Source organism: Herpetosiphon gulosus (assembly GCF_039545135.1).
Classification (GTDB): Bacteria; Chloroflexota; Chloroflexia; order Chloroflexales; family Herpetosiphonaceae; genus Herpetosiphon; species Herpetosiphon gulosus.
On the sequence record NZ_BAABRU010000007.1, the window covers coordinates 1 to 17,439 of the forward strand.

Consider the following 17,439-nt stretch of genomic DNA (forward strand, 5'->3'; position numbering starts at 1 on the left):
TCGCGATATCACTGCAAAATGGGTCACGCTGCCAAACTGGGCACGGATTCGCAACCAATTGGCCATTCGCTTTGACGGACGCTTTCCGGGGTAATGGGGCGAAATACACAATCTACTTGACAGTCCCGTCATGACCGATACCCTAGGTGCGGTCACCACCTATACCTATGATGATGCTGGCCGCACGATTGCCGTCACCGATGCGCGGGGCGCAACCACGCAGACTCACTATGATGCAGCAGGTCGGGTGATTGCCAGCACGGATGCCTTGTCGCACACCACGCACACGACCCGTGATGCCGTGGGCCGCGCGATTCGGGTGACCGATCCGTTGGGCTTTGCGACCGTGACCAGCTATGATCGGCTTGGCCGCGTGGTCGCGACCACCAATCCACTGAGTCATACCACAACCTATCAGTATGATGCCATGGGCAATACCGTGGCAATCACCAATCCGCGTGGCTTGGTTAGCCGCACGAACTACAATGTGCTGGGGCAGCGGATTGCCGACGAGAATCCCCTTGGTCAAGTCACCACCTATCAGTATGATGGCATGGGACGGCTGACAACGGTCACCGATACCCTTGGGCTAGTCACGCAGACTCAGTATGATGCTGTGGGCCGCACCGTGGGAACCAGCACATCGATGGGCTTCAGCACTGCGATCGCCTATGATGTGCGGGGAAACCCCAGTCTGATCACGGATACCTTGGGCATTACCACGACGACGGCGGTCGATCAGCTGGGCCGCACCACGGCGGTGACCACCGCTGGTCAATTCGTCACCCAGACACGCTATGATGTGGTCGGGAACGTGAACCAGGCCATCGATGCCAATGGGGTGACCACGGGCTATCGCCATGATGCCGCTGGCCGCGTGACGGCGGTGATTGAGCATGAACAGCCGGGGCAGCCATCCACCACGACCACGAATGTGGAAACCCTGATTGGCTACGATGCGGTGGGCAATACGATCGCGATTACCGATGCCAACGGCCATGTCCGCACGACTCAGTACACCCTGCTGAACCAGCCAGCGCAGATCTGCGACGGCCTCCAGCGCTGTACCACGATCACCTATACCGCGCGGGGTGAGCGGGCAACCGTGACGGATCCACGCGGAGTCGTCACCACCTATACCTATGATCCTGCTGGACGAGTCGTGACGATCACCTATTCCGATGGCACGCCAGCGGTCAATTATGGCTACAATCCGACCAATTCGGTGATCGCGATGGTGGATGGCAGTGGCCTGACCACCTATACCTATGATGCCCTCGAACGGATGACCACGCGCAGTCAGAATGGCGTGACGATTACCACCACGATTGCGCCTGATGCACGCAGCGTCACCACTGAGTATTGGGGGACGGGCAGCGTTGAGGCCACGCGTGACCCCATGGGCCGGACGACGACCATGAGCGCATGGAATGCACCCGCAACCCAGTATACCTATCGTGGGGCAACCACGGCAGTCACCGCGATGGATCGACCAGCGCTCGGGCAGCAGACCACCCACCGCTATCGGGCTGATGGGGCGCTGCTCCAGATTCGCTATGGCCCCAATACCGACCTGACCTATACCCGCGATGCGGTGGGCTTGCCCACGATGCTGGCCGAAACGCTGAATGGGCAGGCGCTGACGACCCAGCTGGCCTATGATGCGCGTCAGCGCGTCGTCGCAGTGACCCAAACCAGCGATCTGGCGAGTGTGCCAGCGAGCAGCCAGCACTATACCCTCGATGCCGTTGGCAACCGTCTGCACGATGGGACAGCGGCCACCACCCATACCTACGATGCGGCAGATCAGGTGCAGGCCTTCACCTATGATCAGGCGGGCAATCTGCTTGATGATGGGCAAACGATCTATAGCTATGATGGGGCCAATCGCCTGCGCCAAACCCAGAGTGCCACCATGACCGTGGCTTATGGCTATAACGGCTGGGGCACGCTGGTCACCGAAACGATCACCCATGGCCTTGTGGTCACCCACACGCTGTTACTCTGGGATGAAACAAGCACTTTACCGCGCTTGCTCGGCACGCAAGCCTCCAATGGGGTTGAAACCCAGTATGCCTATGGCCCTGAAGGCGTGCATGCGGTGCGTGAGCGGCAGCACACGGCCCCGTGGCTGGTGGCCTATACCCAACTCGATGCCCAAGGCACGATTCGCGCCTTAATCACCCCAGCGGGCGTGGAGCAACAACGGACGCATTTCAGCATCTGGGGCACGATCCGCAGCCAAACCGGCACCAGCAGCAATCGCTTGGGCTATACGGGCGAGTTGATGGGCCATGATGGCACGGTCTACCTCCGCGCCCGTCATTATCTGCCAACGATGGGCCGCTTTCTCCAGCAAGATAGCTTTGCGGGTATTCCGACCAGTCCGCAATCACTGCATAAATATAGCTATGCCCACAATAGTCCGGCGTGGCATACCGACCCCAGCGGCAACGTCGTTCCGTTGCTCTTGGCGGCGTGGGCAGCCGTTGAAATCACCCTCTCGGTGTATGATGCGTTTACGACGATGAATACCCTGCTCGATCCGTGTGTCAGCGGCTGGGAGAAGGCATCAACGGCAGGACTTTGGCTTGCGGGCATGTTTCTGCCGGGTGGTGGCTATGCCAGTGGTGGGAAGGCGGCCAAACGCGCCATTGTCAATAATCTTGACCACGCTGATACTGCCCTGTATCGGTTTAATCACTATACCGACGATGTGATCGATAGTGGGAAAGCGGTGACCCATGTCGATGATGCCACCCACGTGGCGCATCAGGCGGATACGGTCGCCAGCCAACGTGATGAGTTAATCAAAGTTACGGATAATCTTCCCTGTGTGCCGGGCAATAGCTTTGTCGCAGGGACGTTGGTCGAGACCAGCCATGGCCTCGTGCCGATTGAAACCTTGGTGGTGGGCGATACGGTCTGGGCGATCGACCCCCAAACCAACCAGGCTGGCTATTACCCGATTACCTGGACGACGGCCCATACCGCTACCTTGGTGATTGAACTAACCATCCAGCCGCTCACCGATACACTGGGGTTGGCGCAGGAACAGATTCAGGCCACCGACCATCACCCGTTCTGGGTCTATGGGCGCGGCTGGATTGATGCAGGTAAACTGCGGGTTGGCGATCGGTTGTTGGGTGATGCGGGCTATACCATCACCGTGGTGGATGTGGGTGTGGAGTTGCAGCCCGTCATGGTCTACAACTTCACCGTGGCTACCCTCCATACCTATACCATTGGCCATGCGGGGATTCTCGTTCATAATACGGGCTGTCTTGAATTTCTTAAGAACGAGCTTGATACCTATGCTGATGGATTTATTCAAAGAGGGGATTTAGACCACTTAGCACCAGGTGAGAGTAAAACAGTAGCGATTTTCAAATCACCACACTCACCGCGAACATTTAAGGCAATAAGCGGAGATACAGGATCTCCATTTCCTGAAGAACTCCGTAACAGTCTTGGCCATAATAAGAATAATACTAGTGGTCCGAAAAAGACACATCGTATGCGCTGGAATTGTGCAGAAATGAATTGTCTCAGGGATATACTCGCAGAATCAGGGGTTACTGATACAACACCCATAAGAAAGGTACGGCCTATCTTAAAGGATTTTGAATTTACCACGATGAATATAGAACGAACATCCACTGGATTTCTAAAACAGTATATCCCTCCATGTCCTGGAAAGGGAAATGTCATTGGATGTCATGACGTACTCGATAAATTAAATATGCTTGAAGGCCTTCTGGAGTGGGAGCCTAGAGTTCGATAAAATAGACTTTCTTGGTAGCCAATGCAGTCGAATTGCAACCGATGGGAAATGGACAAGAGTCCATTTCCCATCGGTTGCAATTCCGAAAGGAATTCTATGAGTAATGATCTCGATCTGATTCCATGGCATACGCTGAGCCATGCCTATGGTGCTGCCACCGATACACCCCAGCATCTACGCAACCTAACCGATCCTGATCCAGTGGTGATCAAGCAAGCGTATTCGGCGCTCTCGATGTCGATTGTGCATCAAGGCTGGGTCTCACCAACGGCCATCGCGGCATTCCCCTATCTCCTCCGGCTGAGCCTAACATCTTCGGGGCCGACCCGATCCTATGCTGCGGTGTTCGCCATGATCATTATCGAAGGGATTGCCCCACCACACGCATCGAGCGTTCCTTGTGGCTATTTTCTCTCTTCCAATGGACAGATGGAGGATAATCTGGATGCCGTTGAAGCACGGGCCATCCTCTATCCGTTGGTTATCCAAAGCTTCCCAGCATTATTGCCCTTGTTGCACGACCCTGATGAAGATATTGCGGCCAAAATGCTTCACATCGTCGCGTGCTGTGTGACAACCGATGAGACCGTATGGTCACAGATCGCTCCCTATGCACAGACCGAACAGCGCCTGACATTTCAGGCGAGTTATCAGGTCATCGCATGGCGCAGCGGCAATCCGATGGCGCGTGCATGGGTGGCTGAAACTTTTGCGCAATCGCAGGAGCCGCTGGTCACGCTCACCGCAGCCTTGGTGCTTGCCCACACGAAGCAACCGGTTCCTGAAGTGGTTACGTCATGGCTGGTCACGATCAGTCAATCTCACGATCAGACGCTGATCAAACAGTATAATGCGCTTCGACTCACTCGCTGGTACTGGTTCGATTGTGCGCTGGTGCTCTATCATCGGCCATTGCCTGAGCGAACCATGATCGTTCGCCAATGGCTTATCCACTTTGACTCCCGAGGACTATCGGTGAATGATGCGGAGGCTATCGCACTCCTCATGATGGCCTTTGGGCGGCTCCAGTATAAAAAGTCGGCTGTTGAACACGGTGATATCCAAGCAACGGTGATGTTGTGGCTCGCACAGCGTGCTTTTACTCGTGCTGACCGGGATCATGGAGTCCCTGAACGGATACTCCGTGCGTTTGGCCTTCCGTGGAAACCCGCCGCTATCAATGGCTTTTTACGGCTGCCGAACGCGACCCATCCTGCATTCGCTACGGAGTAAGCGAGCCGATCTGTGATGGTTTGCGCTGAATTTTAGAGGGAAGAGAACAGGGTAAAAATGGGTTCATCCCAAGGGCTGACTTTGCAACCAAAACACCCCGCCATGAAAATAGACCCCATAGCGATAGGCAAATTCCGTCACCAGGCTCGTTTTGCCAATCCCGCCTAGTCCGGTGGTCACGGCTGGCATGACGACCGCTGGCTGCGCCGTGCCAATCGCCTGCGCGAGCGCTTTTAATTCCGTCTCGCGCCCAACAAAGTGCGGACTGGCTTCAAAGGGCAAGCGTGAGGCTTGAGGGAGATCGGAACGGGGCTTGGGCACATCATTCAATGGAATCGAGGCAAGGGCCGCAAGCGCAGCGGGTAGCGGGTCAATCGGCTGGGGGAGCGTCACCGTGACATGCACCTGATTTCCGGCATGCACATCACCAATCGTAATCGTGGCATTGGTAAGATCATTGTTCTGGCCAAGCAGCATGGAGATCGTATTGCCACCAAGCAGCGTGGGATGGCCCGCAAAAACCGATTCGAGCGCCACCGTGACACTCACCCGATCATACTGCGGGCATTGAAGCAGAATCGCATCGACCAGAACGGCACTAAGGGCTGGCAATTCCATCGGGGACTCCTCACACGGCGCTTACGCTGGGGTTTGTTATTAATAGATACATTGCATCACAATTTCTGGGATGGATGGCGCAAAAATCACCCGTATGGGTGAAATTCACGCAGCGGTAGTCATCGCCGCTCGCCACCATGCGTGTTTCCATACAGCGGTACACCATAGATACTTATTTCGGCGGCTGCAACCCAAGTACGAACGCACGATCGTGTGCATCAAGCGCCCCTTGCTCCAGCATCTGCCAAAGCATACTACGCACACTTTTTGGTGCCATTGGATCGGGATTCCATACCGCCTGCGCTGCCACGCGGGTTCGTGCCTCGGCCATTAGTCGTTGCAAGCCATCAAGCCCTACCACCGCGATCAACCGACGCAAGGTGTTGTAGCGTTTTGGACTTAACTCCCCAAGATCGATACGGATATCGACTGGAATCTCCTCAGGTGGGGATCTGCGACTGGCGGCACTCCTGCCTGACTCCCAAGCGTATAGTAATCATCAACGTAGGTTCCATCAAGTGTGGTCCAGAAATGATAGTGACCAAGCAGCATGGCGGCTCGTCCACGCACGGCAAGCATAACCTCAACTTGGAGTGGACGGCCTGCGTCGAGCGGGAAAACAAGCTGGACCTGTGCCGTATCAAGCGTCAGCGTGTCCGGTATCCATGCCGAAGTATTGGTTGGCTGCTCGCGTTCATGCGAAGCGAACACGCGATGCCCCTCAGCATGGGCCAGTTCAGTTCGTCCGTTCATATCGAGCGCCCAGCGCAGTGCAGCGACGAGTGACGCTGGGATAGAAGCGGCGGGGGTTGGCGCATGCCAGAGGGTGCGGACGAGCCGTCGAGCCATGGGCGTTGACATCATACCCGGACAGCGGTGCACGTACCCGATCCGCAGCAGCCTCCTGGCGTGACAGCCAGCGATCACGCGCCGTTTGGGCCGTATCGATCGTGAGGGTCGTCGTGGTGATCCAACCACGCAGGTCTGTTTCGAACCAAAATGTTCCGACATCCACGAAATCGCCATGCCGACCCCTTCGTCCATCGGGGATGCCAATATCAATGCTGGTCAGCATATGCGCTTCATCTTCGGTGCGCAGATCAAGTGCCAATGAATGGGGATAGAGCGCAAGCCTATCGAGTGCCAGCGGGTGCGCAGTGGTGCGATACCACTGCCGAAGCGCATCGGCAGCGGCATCGATCGCGCGGGGAACCAACCACTGCTGATTCAAGCGGGTCTGCATCAACACAATTCGTGCATCGGTATCCAGCATCTAGTTCCTCTCACAATCGATCGTTCAACGGCATCGAGGACGGGCAGCAGGCAGGAATCGCATCAGACAACCGAGTGCCGCTCCATGGCGATTGCTCGCATGCATGGCCGAAAAATCGCGTCCATGTCCATCGCTGACCGTCATGGGCTGGCTCGCACGTGGTGGCACTCCATGGTTCAAGCAATCGACCCGCGCCATACCTGAACCGCATGCAGTACAACCGTTCGCTGCATGATTTCAGGGCCACTTGGGTTCATACGTGCAACTACACGAGCAGTAAAAACTCGGAGGCACTACCCCGATAATGGCAGCGATGGCGCACTCATCGGATCAGACCGGAAACCCGCATACCACCCGCGAACGGTCGCCTCCCAATCACCATTGAGCACCTGGGTTCGCACTTGCAGCAGCAGATGTGCCCCCTTGGGTGTCCACTACATCTGCTGTTTTTTGACCATGCGTTTGCTGACCACATACTTCACCGTTGACTCCACAAAGCTCGTGCTCATCCGCTCGCCCTGCCGGTAGCGCTCCCCATAATTGATCATTGACCCGCTGTTGTGTTCAATGTAGGTGCTAAGGTCATGGACATACCGCCCCATCGTTGCCGCTGCCGCGCTCCCCGGCTGGATGGTATCACCCCATCCTCATCGTCATCCTAGCCATCCAACCACGCGGCAAGCGTGTCCACGGCCTCCAACGCGCTGGCCGTATCCCCATGCCAGAGGTGGTGTTTGATCCGCTCGATACTGTCTGCCAATGATCGTCCATCCCAGGGTTGGGAGGTCGGGCGGACGGGAAGACCACGAGCGCACTGCTGGAGCACGGTCAGCCGCATCGTGAGATGAAACCAATCCAGCACCTGCTCGGCCTGCGGGTACAGGTCATCGGGCAGACGGCGGACGGTATCGCCCCCATCCATGAAGAAGGTCACCTGCTGATTGGCGTGCATGCCCTGGGATCGGAGCAGGTCAAACAGTCGCCGGCGTGGCTTCCGATCATAGCGCTGGACCAAGGCGAAACATTTACTGGTTGGCGGCGGCACGCCCTCCGGCTCATCCCGGCGAAAGGCGAGGATACTTTTGCCCGCGATGACCTCAAAGGAATCGACAGTAAATTCCCCATGCGCATCAAGCTTATGTTGAAAGGACGCTCCTCTGGCATCATGGCTGTGCAACCAAACACGATATCCAAGCAGCGTCCATGGAGATCATACCGCAGATCAGTCACGCCATGCACACCCTGTTGACCACCACGACTGAGGCAATCGCCGCCGCCCAGCAGTACGGCAAACACCCTGACCGCGCCGAATGTTGTCCCAGCACCTTAGTCCAAACCCTCGTCTATGACCATCTGGCCCAGTCGACCGCGACCGTTGAGCAGCTGGCCCAGATGGCCTGCTGCATCGGGGTCGATGTCTCACCGCAAGCGATTGATCAACGCGTTACCATGGCCACCGCCGACCTGCTCCACCAGCTCGTCCTCGCCAGCATCCAGCCCGTCATCACGACGCATCCCGTTGCCCTGACCATCCTCCAGCGCGTTGCCAGCGTGCGCGTCCATGATAGGCTTGCCCGATGCGCTCACCCGCACCTGGCGCGGCTGTGGGAATGCAACGACGGGCGGCAGAGTCACGCTCAAATGTGGCATCCAACTTGATGTGCGCACGGGCGCGATCACCGCGCCCGATCTGGTCAACGGACGGGCCGCCGATCGGGCGCTCCCGCTCCAGCAGCGCGATCTGCCGCCGGGGAGTTTGCTGCTCGCCGATCGCGGGTTTTACCATCTGGAGCGCTTGCCCCAGCACGACCAGCACGGGGTCTTTTGGATTACCCGTCTGCCCAGCAACACCCACGTTGCCTATCCGGGGCACGCCGCGCAGCCGTTGACCACATTTGTCCGCGAGCTTGGCCCGGTGGCAACGTGGGATTGTGCGATCATCGTTGGCAAGGAGCAGCACGTGCACGCTCGTTTGGTGGTCACGCGGGTGGCGCAGGCGGTTGCCGTTCAGCGGCGGGCACGCATTCGCCAGCATGCCCAGCACCAGCATCGCATGCCGTCGGCAACGGCCTTGGCACTGGCGGACTGGAATGTGGTGCTTACGAATGCGCCGCGCACGCTGATCAGCCCGACCGAAGTCTGGGCGTTGGTGCGGGTGCGCTGGCAGATTGAGCTGCTGTTTAAGCTGGGGAAAAGCCATGCCCGCCTTGATGACTGGCGCACGACCAATCCGGCACGGGTCTTGGGTGAAATCGATGCGAAATTGATTGGGTTGGTCTTCCAGCATAGGTTTTAAGCCCCCTCATCCCCAATCCCTCTCCCACTGCGGCGTTTAAGGGCGGACAGGTTGGCTATTGGATAGCAGTATATGTTAGGTCATATCCATGCCCAGTCGTCCGCCCCGCGTCACCATCATGGCCCACGTCTCGTGCAACGCGGTTCCTGCTACCACCAGCCGCTCCCCCAGCGCTGGTCTGCCTCCCATCCAGACCCACCGCAGGAGGCCGTACCGTCCCAACCGAAACAGACTCTCCCGCGCTGCCCATGGGCGCGGCGATGGAGTCGCACCACGCTCAGCCAGCACTGTCTGCGCCTCTGCCGTCCCGATCAGCAGCATGAACACTGTCGCCAGTGCCATGCCCAGTACCAATGCCTCCTGCGTCGCCTGATCGCGCGACTGGCTGGCTTCCCACTGCCAGCCTGCCGTTTTCCAATCGCGAACCAGCGCTTCAATCGCCTATCGCCGCCCATAGCCATGCCGTCCCACCCCGATTGCTGACCAGCAGCAGCGGTTCCGCACACGCCACCTGCCACGTCGCCACTACCGTCACCGATCGCCAGCCCACCTTTTTGAAAGCGTGCCCCCACCGCACCACGTGGTGGCCTCGCGTCACGAGCGTGCGGATCATGGTTTCGGTGTGCCCGCGCAGCTGGATGCGGGTATGACCTTGGACGCGCACGACCCAGCCCCAGCCATAGGCCGCCACCTGATCGGTGAAGGCCGGACAGCCGAAGGCCCGGTCAGCCACCACAACCACGGGCGTGGTGGGGGGGGATGACCTGCCGCACGCGATCGAGGAGGGTGGCGGTATCATCCACAAGGCAGTGGCACGGCGGGTGTTGCCCAGATGGAGCATCCACGCAAGCGGGATGGCGCGACCGTGATACCAGAGGGCGGCAGTGAGCAGCGTCCAACGGTCGGTGTGGGTGGTTTCATCGATGATGACGGTGACGGGGTCGTTGGGGGCGAGGTGCAGGGTGGTGGCAAGGACAACGCGATAGAGCGACCACTGAAGCTGGGCATCCCGATAGGTGCGGCGCAGTCGGCGTTCGTGACTGGCGGCGTGGGCAGCGGTGGACAGTCCCAAGGCACAGCCCCAAGCCACGAGGCGGGTGGTGATGGACTGCATAAGCAGGATACTGACGAGCCAATCGGTGAGGCGACGGGCAGTCCAAGACGACAGGGTGGGGACGGCGGTGATCAGGATCGTGTTGATCCAGTGGGTAAGGGCTGGTATACTCGACATACGGCCTCGGGTGGGAACGGATATGGTGTTGCGCCATCCAGTATACTAGCACGAGGCCGTTGTTTGTCCCGTTCTTCCCCACCCTGTCCGCCTTAAACACTGTGGCAGGCGAGGGGAGTTCCAATCGTCATGATTGTATGGTTCCCCCTCGCCTCGCGTGCGGGCTAGGGGGTGAGGGCATGAAAATCGTAAAAACAGCAACGCCCAGAGCAATTGCCCTGGGCGTTGACTGAACCTCGGAAGTAAGAATTAGAACTTGCTCCAGAGGAATTGGTTGGTTACTTCGTGGTGGAATTGAACTTCCGAGCGTTTGATCAACGTGCCCAAGCGATGTGGACAGCGATCAGCCGAGGCAATCTTCAATTCAGCATACTTGGCTTGAATTTCTTCGCCCAAGACTGAAGCGATAATTTCGCTTGCCTGGAAGGCTTCGATTGCATCGTAGATGTTGTCGGGCAATACTTTTGCGCCCTTGCGAACTGAGGTATCGGCCTTTGGCCCTTCTAATCCAACCTTCAAGATCGAGTAAATCGCCATGTGTGGGTTGGCATCTGGGGCAATCGAGCGCACTTCAATACGAGCTGAACGAGCATTGCCCAATGGAATCCGCACCATCGAACCACGGTCGATCGCCGAAGCCTTGATTTGGTTTGGCGCTTCGTAGTGTGGGTCGAGGCGGCGATATGAATTGACGCTGGAGTTCAGTAACAAACACAGATCCAAGCCGCTGGTCAAGATGCGATCAACATAGCTCCAGCCATATTCTGAAAGGCCTTCTTCGCCGTTAGCATCATAGAATAAGTTGGTATCGCCCTTGGCCAACGACATGTTAGTGTGCATCCCGCTACCATTGACACCCGTCACTGGCTTGGGCAAGAAGCTGGCGGTCAAATCGAGTTTGTAGGCCAATTGGCGACAAATCAATTTATACAGCAACACTTGGTCGGCTGCGACTGAAGCTTCGGTGTAGGAGTAGTTCATTTCAAACTGTGAAGGCGCAACTTCTGGGTGATCTTTTTCATTGGCAAAGCCCATTGCGCGTTGTGCTTCAGCCGCAGCATCGATAAACAAGCGCAGCGGATCGCCTGGCAATGAGTTGTAATACCCGCCAGTGCTCACAAATTCAAAGTGACCAGTATCGCGGTAGTGTTGCTCGGCGTTGCGGCCCTTGAATAAGAAGCCTTCAATTTCGTTGGCAACATTACAAACAATGCCTTGTTTGGCAAACAATTCAGCGGTGTAGGCTTGCAAGCGTGAGCGGAAGTCGGCAGGATACGCCGAACCATCGCGTTCCAACACTTGCCCAAACACCAAGACTTTACCAGGCCCAAAGATATCGGCTGGCAACCAATAGAATGCACCCCAATCGATGCCCAAGCGCAAGTCGGATTCTGATTGTTGTGAGAAGCCACGGATCGAGGAGCCGTCAAAGGTCAAGTTATCAGCTGATTTCAACAAGAATTTTTTGTCGTAATCAAGCATGTGCAAGCGGCCTTCAAGGTCGGTGAAACAAACGGTCACAGCCTTGATACGCTTTTCATCGTTTAAATAGCGCATGCGCTCTTCTTGCAACTTGTCCAATGGGGTACGACCAACCCGTTGAGCTTTAGCAGCTAGGTTCAGTTCTTCCAACTCTTCGTAGGGAATTTCGAGAAAATCGCGAAGTGTCATGGTGTGTCATCCTTTGTACTAACAAAGCCATACTCGGTGTCCCGCGAGCATGGTGGTTTAGTATTGTGCTTGGGAAGTTTTGGGATATTGCCAAGGAACGCGCGATCCATTCAACAGGTCGCATTATACGCAATCCCACCACACCAGAACTTGTGTATTCTATCCAAACTTTAAATCACGCTATTTGTACAAAGTGCACAAAAGGTTGTTAAATTGCTTGCCACTAGAGGCCTTAGCCACCATGCTTAAATTTCCAAACCATGTAGCAATTTGCCTAATCAAGCGCCTCAACCAAGCATGGAAAGACAATGGTAAAGATCGAGCCTTGGCCAAAAACGCTTTCAACTTGAATTGAGCCGTTCAAGAGTTCGATAAAATGGCGACAAAGCGCCAAACCCAAGCCTGTGCCACCATAGCGCCGTGTGGTCGAGGCATCGCCTTGGGTAAATGGCTCAAACAAGCGCTGCATTTGGGCATCACTCATGCCAATGCCCGTATCGCGCACCCGACATTGCACATGTTGACTGGCTGGATCAAAGCTCACGCTGATGTTAATTGTGCCTTCTTTAGTAAATTTGGCAGCATTGCTCAATAAATTCAGCAAAATCTGGCGTAACATTGAACGATCAGTATGAATTAACGGCAGATGTTTGTTTGGCTCGAAATAGAGGCTGTTGGCATTTTTCTGGGCCATCGGGTTAATTGTGGCAATCAAATCGCGTACAAGGCTGTTGAGATCAAAAGTTTCGGCAGCAATTTGGTACTTGCCAGCCTCAACTTTGGCCAAATCAAGCACATCGTTGACCAAATTGAGCAATTGATGACCTGCATCATTAATTTGAGCAATATCGTGATGAAACTGTTCAACCATGGTCGGGTCAGCAAAATCTGTCTCGTCCATCAGCAATTCGCTGTAGCCAATAATTGCATTCAGTGGTGTACGTAGCTCGTGGCTCATATTGGCCAAAAAGGTGCTTTTGGCATGATTGGCGGCTTCGGCAGCATCACGGGCATGGCGTAAAGCCTCCTCGGCCTGTTTGCGTGCCGTAATTTCTTGAATTGTGCCTTCGGTGTAGAGCACCGAACCATCATCAGCATAGACCAAACGTGAGGTTTCGCTGATCCAAATCCGTTCGCCAGTTGCAGGCCGATAGACTTCCGATTCAATTTCATCATACGAGCCATTGGTTTGCAGCAGCTCACGCAAATCGTCAAAGCGCTGTGGATCAACATACATGGTGGTTAAATCGGCCACATAATCGACCAATTCATGTTCATGGGCAAAGCCTGCCAAGCGCACCAAAGCTGGGTTAGCCCGCAACACCCGTCCATCGGGCGTAATCCGAAAGATGCCAATTTTGGTGGTTTCAAAAATTGTGCGATAGTCACGCTCGGCCACGCGCAAGGCCTCAGTTAATTGATGATGCTCAGTTACATCTTGCAGCGAGCCATAAATTTTAATCGGCTGACCAAACTCTAGCTCAACTCGCCCGGTAAAACGCCCCCAAAACGAGCGCCCACGAAACGTCCGCATTTCGACGCTCAGATCAAACGAGCCACGCTGCTCGATCATTTGGCGAAAAATTGCTTCAAGTTGAATTAACGTGGCATTGGTATGGAAAAAATTCTGATTCTCAATTGTGGGCGTATATTCATGTGGGGTGGTATCCAAAATATGGTACATTTCGCGCGTCCAAAAAACTTGATTGGTCCTTAAGTCGATCTCCCAGCCACCGACGCGGGCAGTTTGTTCAGTTTGTAGCATCAAGCGCTCAAGCCGATTGCTCTCGGTAATATCGCGCACCAACCAGACCTGACGATGGCCATGCGAAGCCAAGGTGCATTCTAAAAGACAACTTTGGTTCTGACGATTCACAATAAATCCATGGATAGTTTGGCCTAAGGCTGCTGCCGAGGTTGCAGCATACAATTGGCGCATGCTAGCAGCTTCAGAGCCATACAAGGTGCTAAACCATTGCTCAGTCGTCGTAATTTCAGCATTGCTATAGCCAATCATCGCCGTGACCGCTTGATTAAAAAAAACCTGTGAGCCTTGAAACCAAACCAAGCCAACCGGAAATTGCTCAAGCGTTACATCTTTACGGCGAGTTGCTTTAATCAAGCGGCGTTGCCATGCGCCAGCGAGTGGCCATTTCAATTTCCGAGGCATAACGATCCTCACAACACAAGTTTCAAGCCTAAGGTCTATGCTGTATTGTAGTATGAGAAAGGCCACGATCCAAGTGGTTTTAGCGGCTTTTTAAGCCAATTTAGGGGTACACTATTAATATATGACGCACTGCACAGCAACCCGCAACGACCGTGCTATAATGAGTTTCCCGCAGCACAATTCAGATCGTAGGAGGCGTTGTGGAATTAATTAAGAAATACGGCAATCGGAAGCTTTATCATACCAATGCCAAACAATATATTACGTTGCATGGCATTGCCAAGTTGATTCGGGCAGGCAGTGATGTTCGGGTCGTCGATAATGTGACTGGCGAAGATCTGACCGTGCAAACCTTATCGCAAATTTTGCTCAATAGCAAAGGTCGCCGCTCAGGCTCGCTGCCAATTCCGATTTTGTCTGATCTGATTCAAACCAGCGGCGAGACGCTCTCGCAGATGCGCCGGAATCTGTTTCAGTCGCTGGGCGGGAGCCAAATTGTTGATGCCGAAATTCGCTTACGCCTCGAACATTTGCTCGATGAAGGCAAAATTAGCGAAGATGTCTGTCAACATATGGGCCAATTATTGCTGAAAGATTCGGGCCATGCCCACGCCGAAAACCTACCTGATCGCTCCGATGTTGAACGCTTGAAAAGCCAAGTTGAGCAACTAGCCAATTTAGTTGAGCAACTGTTGCACGATAAATAATCAATCTTCGTTTCACCATTTCGTTTGCTGATTTATCGCCCATGGCAATGAGGCCACGATCAATGAAGAAATCAACCCCATCCAAACGCGCTCTTGTCCTCGCTGGTGGTGGCATCTCTGGTGCCGTTTACGAAATTGGCGCTCTCCGTGCCATTGATGATCTCCTCACAACCCTAAGCATCAACGATTTTGATATGTATGTTGGCACAAGTGCTGGCAGCCTGATTAGCTCGTGCTTGGCGAATGGCATTACTACCCGCGAGTTGCTACGCATTCTCGAAGGAGCCTTGCCCGATGCCAAGCGGCTGCAACGCGACCAAATTCTAGCGCTCAATTTGCGCGGCTTGATCAAGCGTGGTCGCCGTTTGCCGCGCCTGCTAGCGCAACGGGCGATCGAAACCTTGCGTCGGCCACAAGATTTTGCCCCCCTCGACTGGGCTTGGAAGTTGCTCGAAGGCTTGCCCAACGGCATTTATTCAACCAACAGCTTAGAGCGCTATCTGCGCCATTTCTTGACTGAGCGGGGTAGCAACCACTTTGCCGAGTTACAACGTGAGCTTTATATTGTGGCAACTGAGCTTGATAGTGGCGAACGGGCGGTGTTTGGCGAAGGCAGCCTGCGCAATGTTCCAATTTCGGCGGCGGTTGCAGCTTCTAGCGCTATGCCAATTGTCTATGAGCCTGTTCGGATCAATGGGGTTGATTATATTGATGGTGGCGTGCGCGGTACTGCCAGCCTCGATGTAGCAATTGATCGCGGAGCAAAACTGATTGTCTGTGTCAATCCATTGGTAGCCTTCGATAACCGCAAGCATCAGCTTGGTAGCCGGATCGCCGATGCTGGCATTCAGGCGATTGGTAACCAGGTATTTCGCACCTTTATTCAGGCTGGCTTGCACTATCACATCAAAAAATTGCGCCAGCAGCACCCTGATGTTGATATTATTTTGATCGAGCCACGCGCCGATGATGCGATTGTATTTGCCGAACATGTGCTGCATTACGATGAGCGTATGTTGCTCGCTCGCCATGGCTACGAATCAGCCACAATTCGTTTAGCCGATAAATATCAAGATTACAAGGCAATTTTGGCTAAACATGGCGTACACATCAGCCGCCAACGGGTCGCAAAAGAATTACATCATCTCTTTGCGAGTGACGATGCCGATACTTTACACTCGTTATTAGAGAACGATCCCAATGGCAAGCGTCTGACTCACCCGCAGAAAAGCTGGCGTACTGTCAACCTAGCCCACACCCTCGACGACCTTGATGCCCGCCTCGGCAATTTAGAATAGTAAATGTGTCCTCACCTCTCTCTCACGCTGCCGGAGAGGGGGATCATCCAAACAAACGATCTGCTCCCGCTGTGGCGGGAGCAGATTTGGGAATGAGGGAATATAGGCTCCTGACCCCTGCCCCCGTTATTGCAACTTCAAATTCATTTGCTCTTGAGATTCAGTTGCCCGCCAGCAAGCCACAAAATGGCCGCCACCATAATCGTGGAAGGGTGGATCTTCGGCTTTGCACTTGTCGATCACAATTGGGCAGCGGGTATGGAAGTGACAACCTGTGGGTGGATTAAGCGGGCTGGGCACATCGCCCTGCAAAATAATCCGCTGGCGTTGCTTCTCGACCTCAGGATCGGGAATTGGTACAGCCGAGAGCAAGGCTTGGGTGTATGGGTGCATCGGGTTGGCATATAAATCTTTCGAGGGAGCCAACTCAACCATTTTGCCCAAATACATCACCGCTACCCGATCGCTGATGTGCTTGACCACGCTCAGGTTATGGGCGATAAACAGATAGGTCAAACCAAACTGACCCTGCAAATCTTGCAGCAGATTGATAATTTGGGCTTGAATTGACACGTCAAGCGCCGAAACTGGCTCATCGCAGACGATAAAATCTGGTTCGACCGCCAAAGCGCGGGCAATCCCAATCCGTTGGCGTTGGCCACCTGAAAATTCATGCGGGTAACGGTTGATAAAGTAAGGATTGAGACCGACCACCCGCAGCAATTCCTCGACCCGCGTGCGGACATCTTTACCGGTGCGTAGGCCGTGTACTCGAATCGGCTCACCAACAATATCGCCAACGGTCATGCGTGGGTTGAGCGAGGCATAGGGGTCTTGGAAAATAATCTGGACTTTACGGCGCATTTGGCGCATGGCCTCGCCTTTGAGTTTGGTCAAGTCCGTGCCATCAAAACTTACCGTACCAGCGGTGGGGCGATGCAACTGCAAAATTGCCCGCCCAGTTGTTGATTTACCACAGCCTGATTCACCGACCAAGCCGAGGGTTTCACCACGTTTGACTGAAAAGCTCAAGCCATCAACTGCTTTAACTGCCCCGATCGTGCGGCGTAATAAACCGTTGGATTTGACCGGGAAGTGCATTTTTAAGCCGTTGATATCGAGCAGAGTATCATTTTGTACTGCCATTTGGCCTTCCTC

The 17,439-nt window shown here is 54.8% G+C and carries 15 protein-coding genes; 6 read left to right on the forward strand and 9 right to left on the reverse strand.

Features of this window, described 5'->3' with window-relative positions:
- The first annotated feature begins 130 nt into the window (after window positions 1-130).
- Both ABEB26_RS10455 and ABEB26_RS10460 read left to right on the forward strand, forming a co-directional pair.
- Window positions 131-3,784, forward strand: coding sequence for a polymorphic toxin-type HINT domain-containing protein (locus ABEB26_RS10455; RefSeq protein ID WP_345721941.1), 3,654 nt, complete (start codon window positions 131-133; stop codon window positions 3,782-3,784).
- Window positions 3,785-3,880: 96 nt separating this feature from the next.
- Complete coding sequence (locus ABEB26_RS10460) at window positions 3,881-5,017, forward strand: hypothetical protein (protein ID WP_345721942.1); 1,137 nt, start codon at window positions 3,881-3,883, stop codon at window positions 5,015-5,017.
- 63 nt (window positions 5,018-5,080) lie between these two features.
- Here ABEB26_RS10460 and ABEB26_RS10465 read toward each other — a convergent pair whose 3' ends face one another.
- From ABEB26_RS10465 to ABEB26_RS10485, 5 genes are all read right to left on the reverse strand, one after another.
- A complete protein-coding gene (locus ABEB26_RS10465) occupies window positions 5,081-5,635 on the reverse strand; it encodes an ATP-binding protein (RefSeq protein ID WP_345721943.1) in 555 nt (184 codons plus the stop codon).
- 172 nt (window positions 5,636-5,807) lie between these two features.
- Window positions 5,808-6,014, reverse strand: a complete 207-nt coding sequence (locus ABEB26_RS10470; RefSeq protein WP_345721944.1) for a hypothetical protein — start codon at window positions 6,012-6,014, stop codon at window positions 5,808-5,810.
- Between the two features lie 20 nt (window positions 6,015-6,034).
- On the reverse strand, window positions 6,035-6,388 hold the full coding sequence (locus ABEB26_RS10475; RefSeq protein WP_345721945.1) for a hypothetical protein: 354 nt from the start codon (window positions 6,386-6,388) through the stop codon (window positions 6,035-6,037).
- Window positions 6,372-6,908, reverse strand: a complete 537-nt coding sequence (locus tag ABEB26_RS10480; RefSeq protein WP_345721946.1) for a hypothetical protein — start codon at window positions 6,906-6,908, stop codon at window positions 6,372-6,374. Before ABEB26_RS10480 ends, ABEB26_RS10475 begins: the two co-directional genes overlap by 17 nt.
- A gap of 658 nt (window positions 6,909-7,566) precedes the next feature.
- Window positions 7,567-8,085, reverse strand: coding sequence for a hypothetical protein (locus ABEB26_RS10485; RefSeq protein ID WP_345721947.1), 519 nt, complete (start codon window positions 8,083-8,085; stop codon window positions 7,567-7,569).
- A gap of 26 nt (window positions 8,086-8,111) precedes the next feature.
- On the opposite strand from ABEB26_RS10485, the gene ABEB26_RS10490 reads away from it, so the two are divergent.
- Window positions 8,112-8,567, forward strand: coding sequence for a hypothetical protein (locus ABEB26_RS10490; protein ID WP_345721948.1), 456 nt, complete (start codon window positions 8,112-8,114; stop codon window positions 8,565-8,567).
- Window positions 8,470-9,204 (forward strand): IS4 family transposase, encoded by a 735-nt coding sequence (locus tag ABEB26_RS10495; protein ID WP_345721949.1) that lies wholly within the window; start codon window positions 8,470-8,472, stop codon window positions 9,202-9,204. Before ABEB26_RS10490 ends, ABEB26_RS10495 begins: the two co-directional genes overlap by 98 nt.
- 433 nt (window positions 9,205-9,637) lie before the next feature.
- On the opposite strand, the gene ABEB26_RS10500 is transcribed toward ABEB26_RS10495, so the two are convergent.
- From ABEB26_RS10500 to ABEB26_RS10510, 3 genes are all read right to left on the reverse strand, one after another.
- The gene (locus tag ABEB26_RS10500) at window positions 9,638-10,435 is read right to left on the reverse strand and encodes a hypothetical protein (protein ID WP_345721950.1); all 798 of its coding nucleotides are present in this window, start codon (window positions 10,433-10,435) and stop codon (window positions 9,638-9,640) included.
- Between the two features lie 249 nt (window positions 10,436-10,684).
- The gene (locus ABEB26_RS10505; protein WP_345721951.1) at window positions 10,685-12,106 is read right to left on the reverse strand and encodes a glutamine synthetase family protein; all 1,422 of its coding nucleotides are present in this window, start codon (window positions 12,104-12,106) and stop codon (window positions 10,685-10,687) included.
- A gap of 274 nt (window positions 12,107-12,380) precedes the next feature.
- Window positions 12,381-14,276, reverse strand: a complete 1,896-nt coding sequence (locus ABEB26_RS10510) for a PAS domain-containing sensor histidine kinase (protein WP_345721952.1) — start codon at window positions 14,274-14,276, stop codon at window positions 12,381-12,383.
- A 200-nt stretch (window positions 14,277-14,476) separates the two neighbouring features.
- Here ABEB26_RS10510 and ABEB26_RS10515 point away from each other — a divergent pair, with 200 nt between their 5' ends.
- Together ABEB26_RS10515 and ABEB26_RS10520 are read left to right on the forward strand one after the other, a co-directional pair.
- Window positions 14,477-14,983, forward strand: a complete 507-nt coding sequence (locus ABEB26_RS10515) for a polyhydroxyalkanoate synthesis regulator DNA-binding domain-containing protein (protein WP_012188698.1) — start codon at window positions 14,477-14,479, stop codon at window positions 14,981-14,983.
- Window positions 14,984-15,045: 62 nt separating this feature from the next.
- Window positions 15,046-16,281 carry a patatin-like phospholipase family protein gene (locus ABEB26_RS10520; protein WP_345721953.1) on the forward strand — a complete coding sequence of 412 codons (1,236 nt, stop codon included), beginning with the start codon at window positions 15,046-15,048 and terminating at the stop codon, window positions 16,279-16,281.
- 126 nt (window positions 16,282-16,407) lie between these two features.
- Here the strand turns inward: ABEB26_RS10520 and ABEB26_RS10525 are convergent, their stop codons facing one another.
- Window positions 16,408-17,427: an ABC transporter ATP-binding protein gene (locus ABEB26_RS10525; RefSeq protein WP_345721954.1), complete on the reverse strand. Its 1,020-nt coding sequence runs from the start codon at window positions 17,425-17,427 to the stop codon at window positions 16,408-16,410.
- Between the last annotated feature and the right edge of the window lie 12 nt (window positions 17,428-17,439).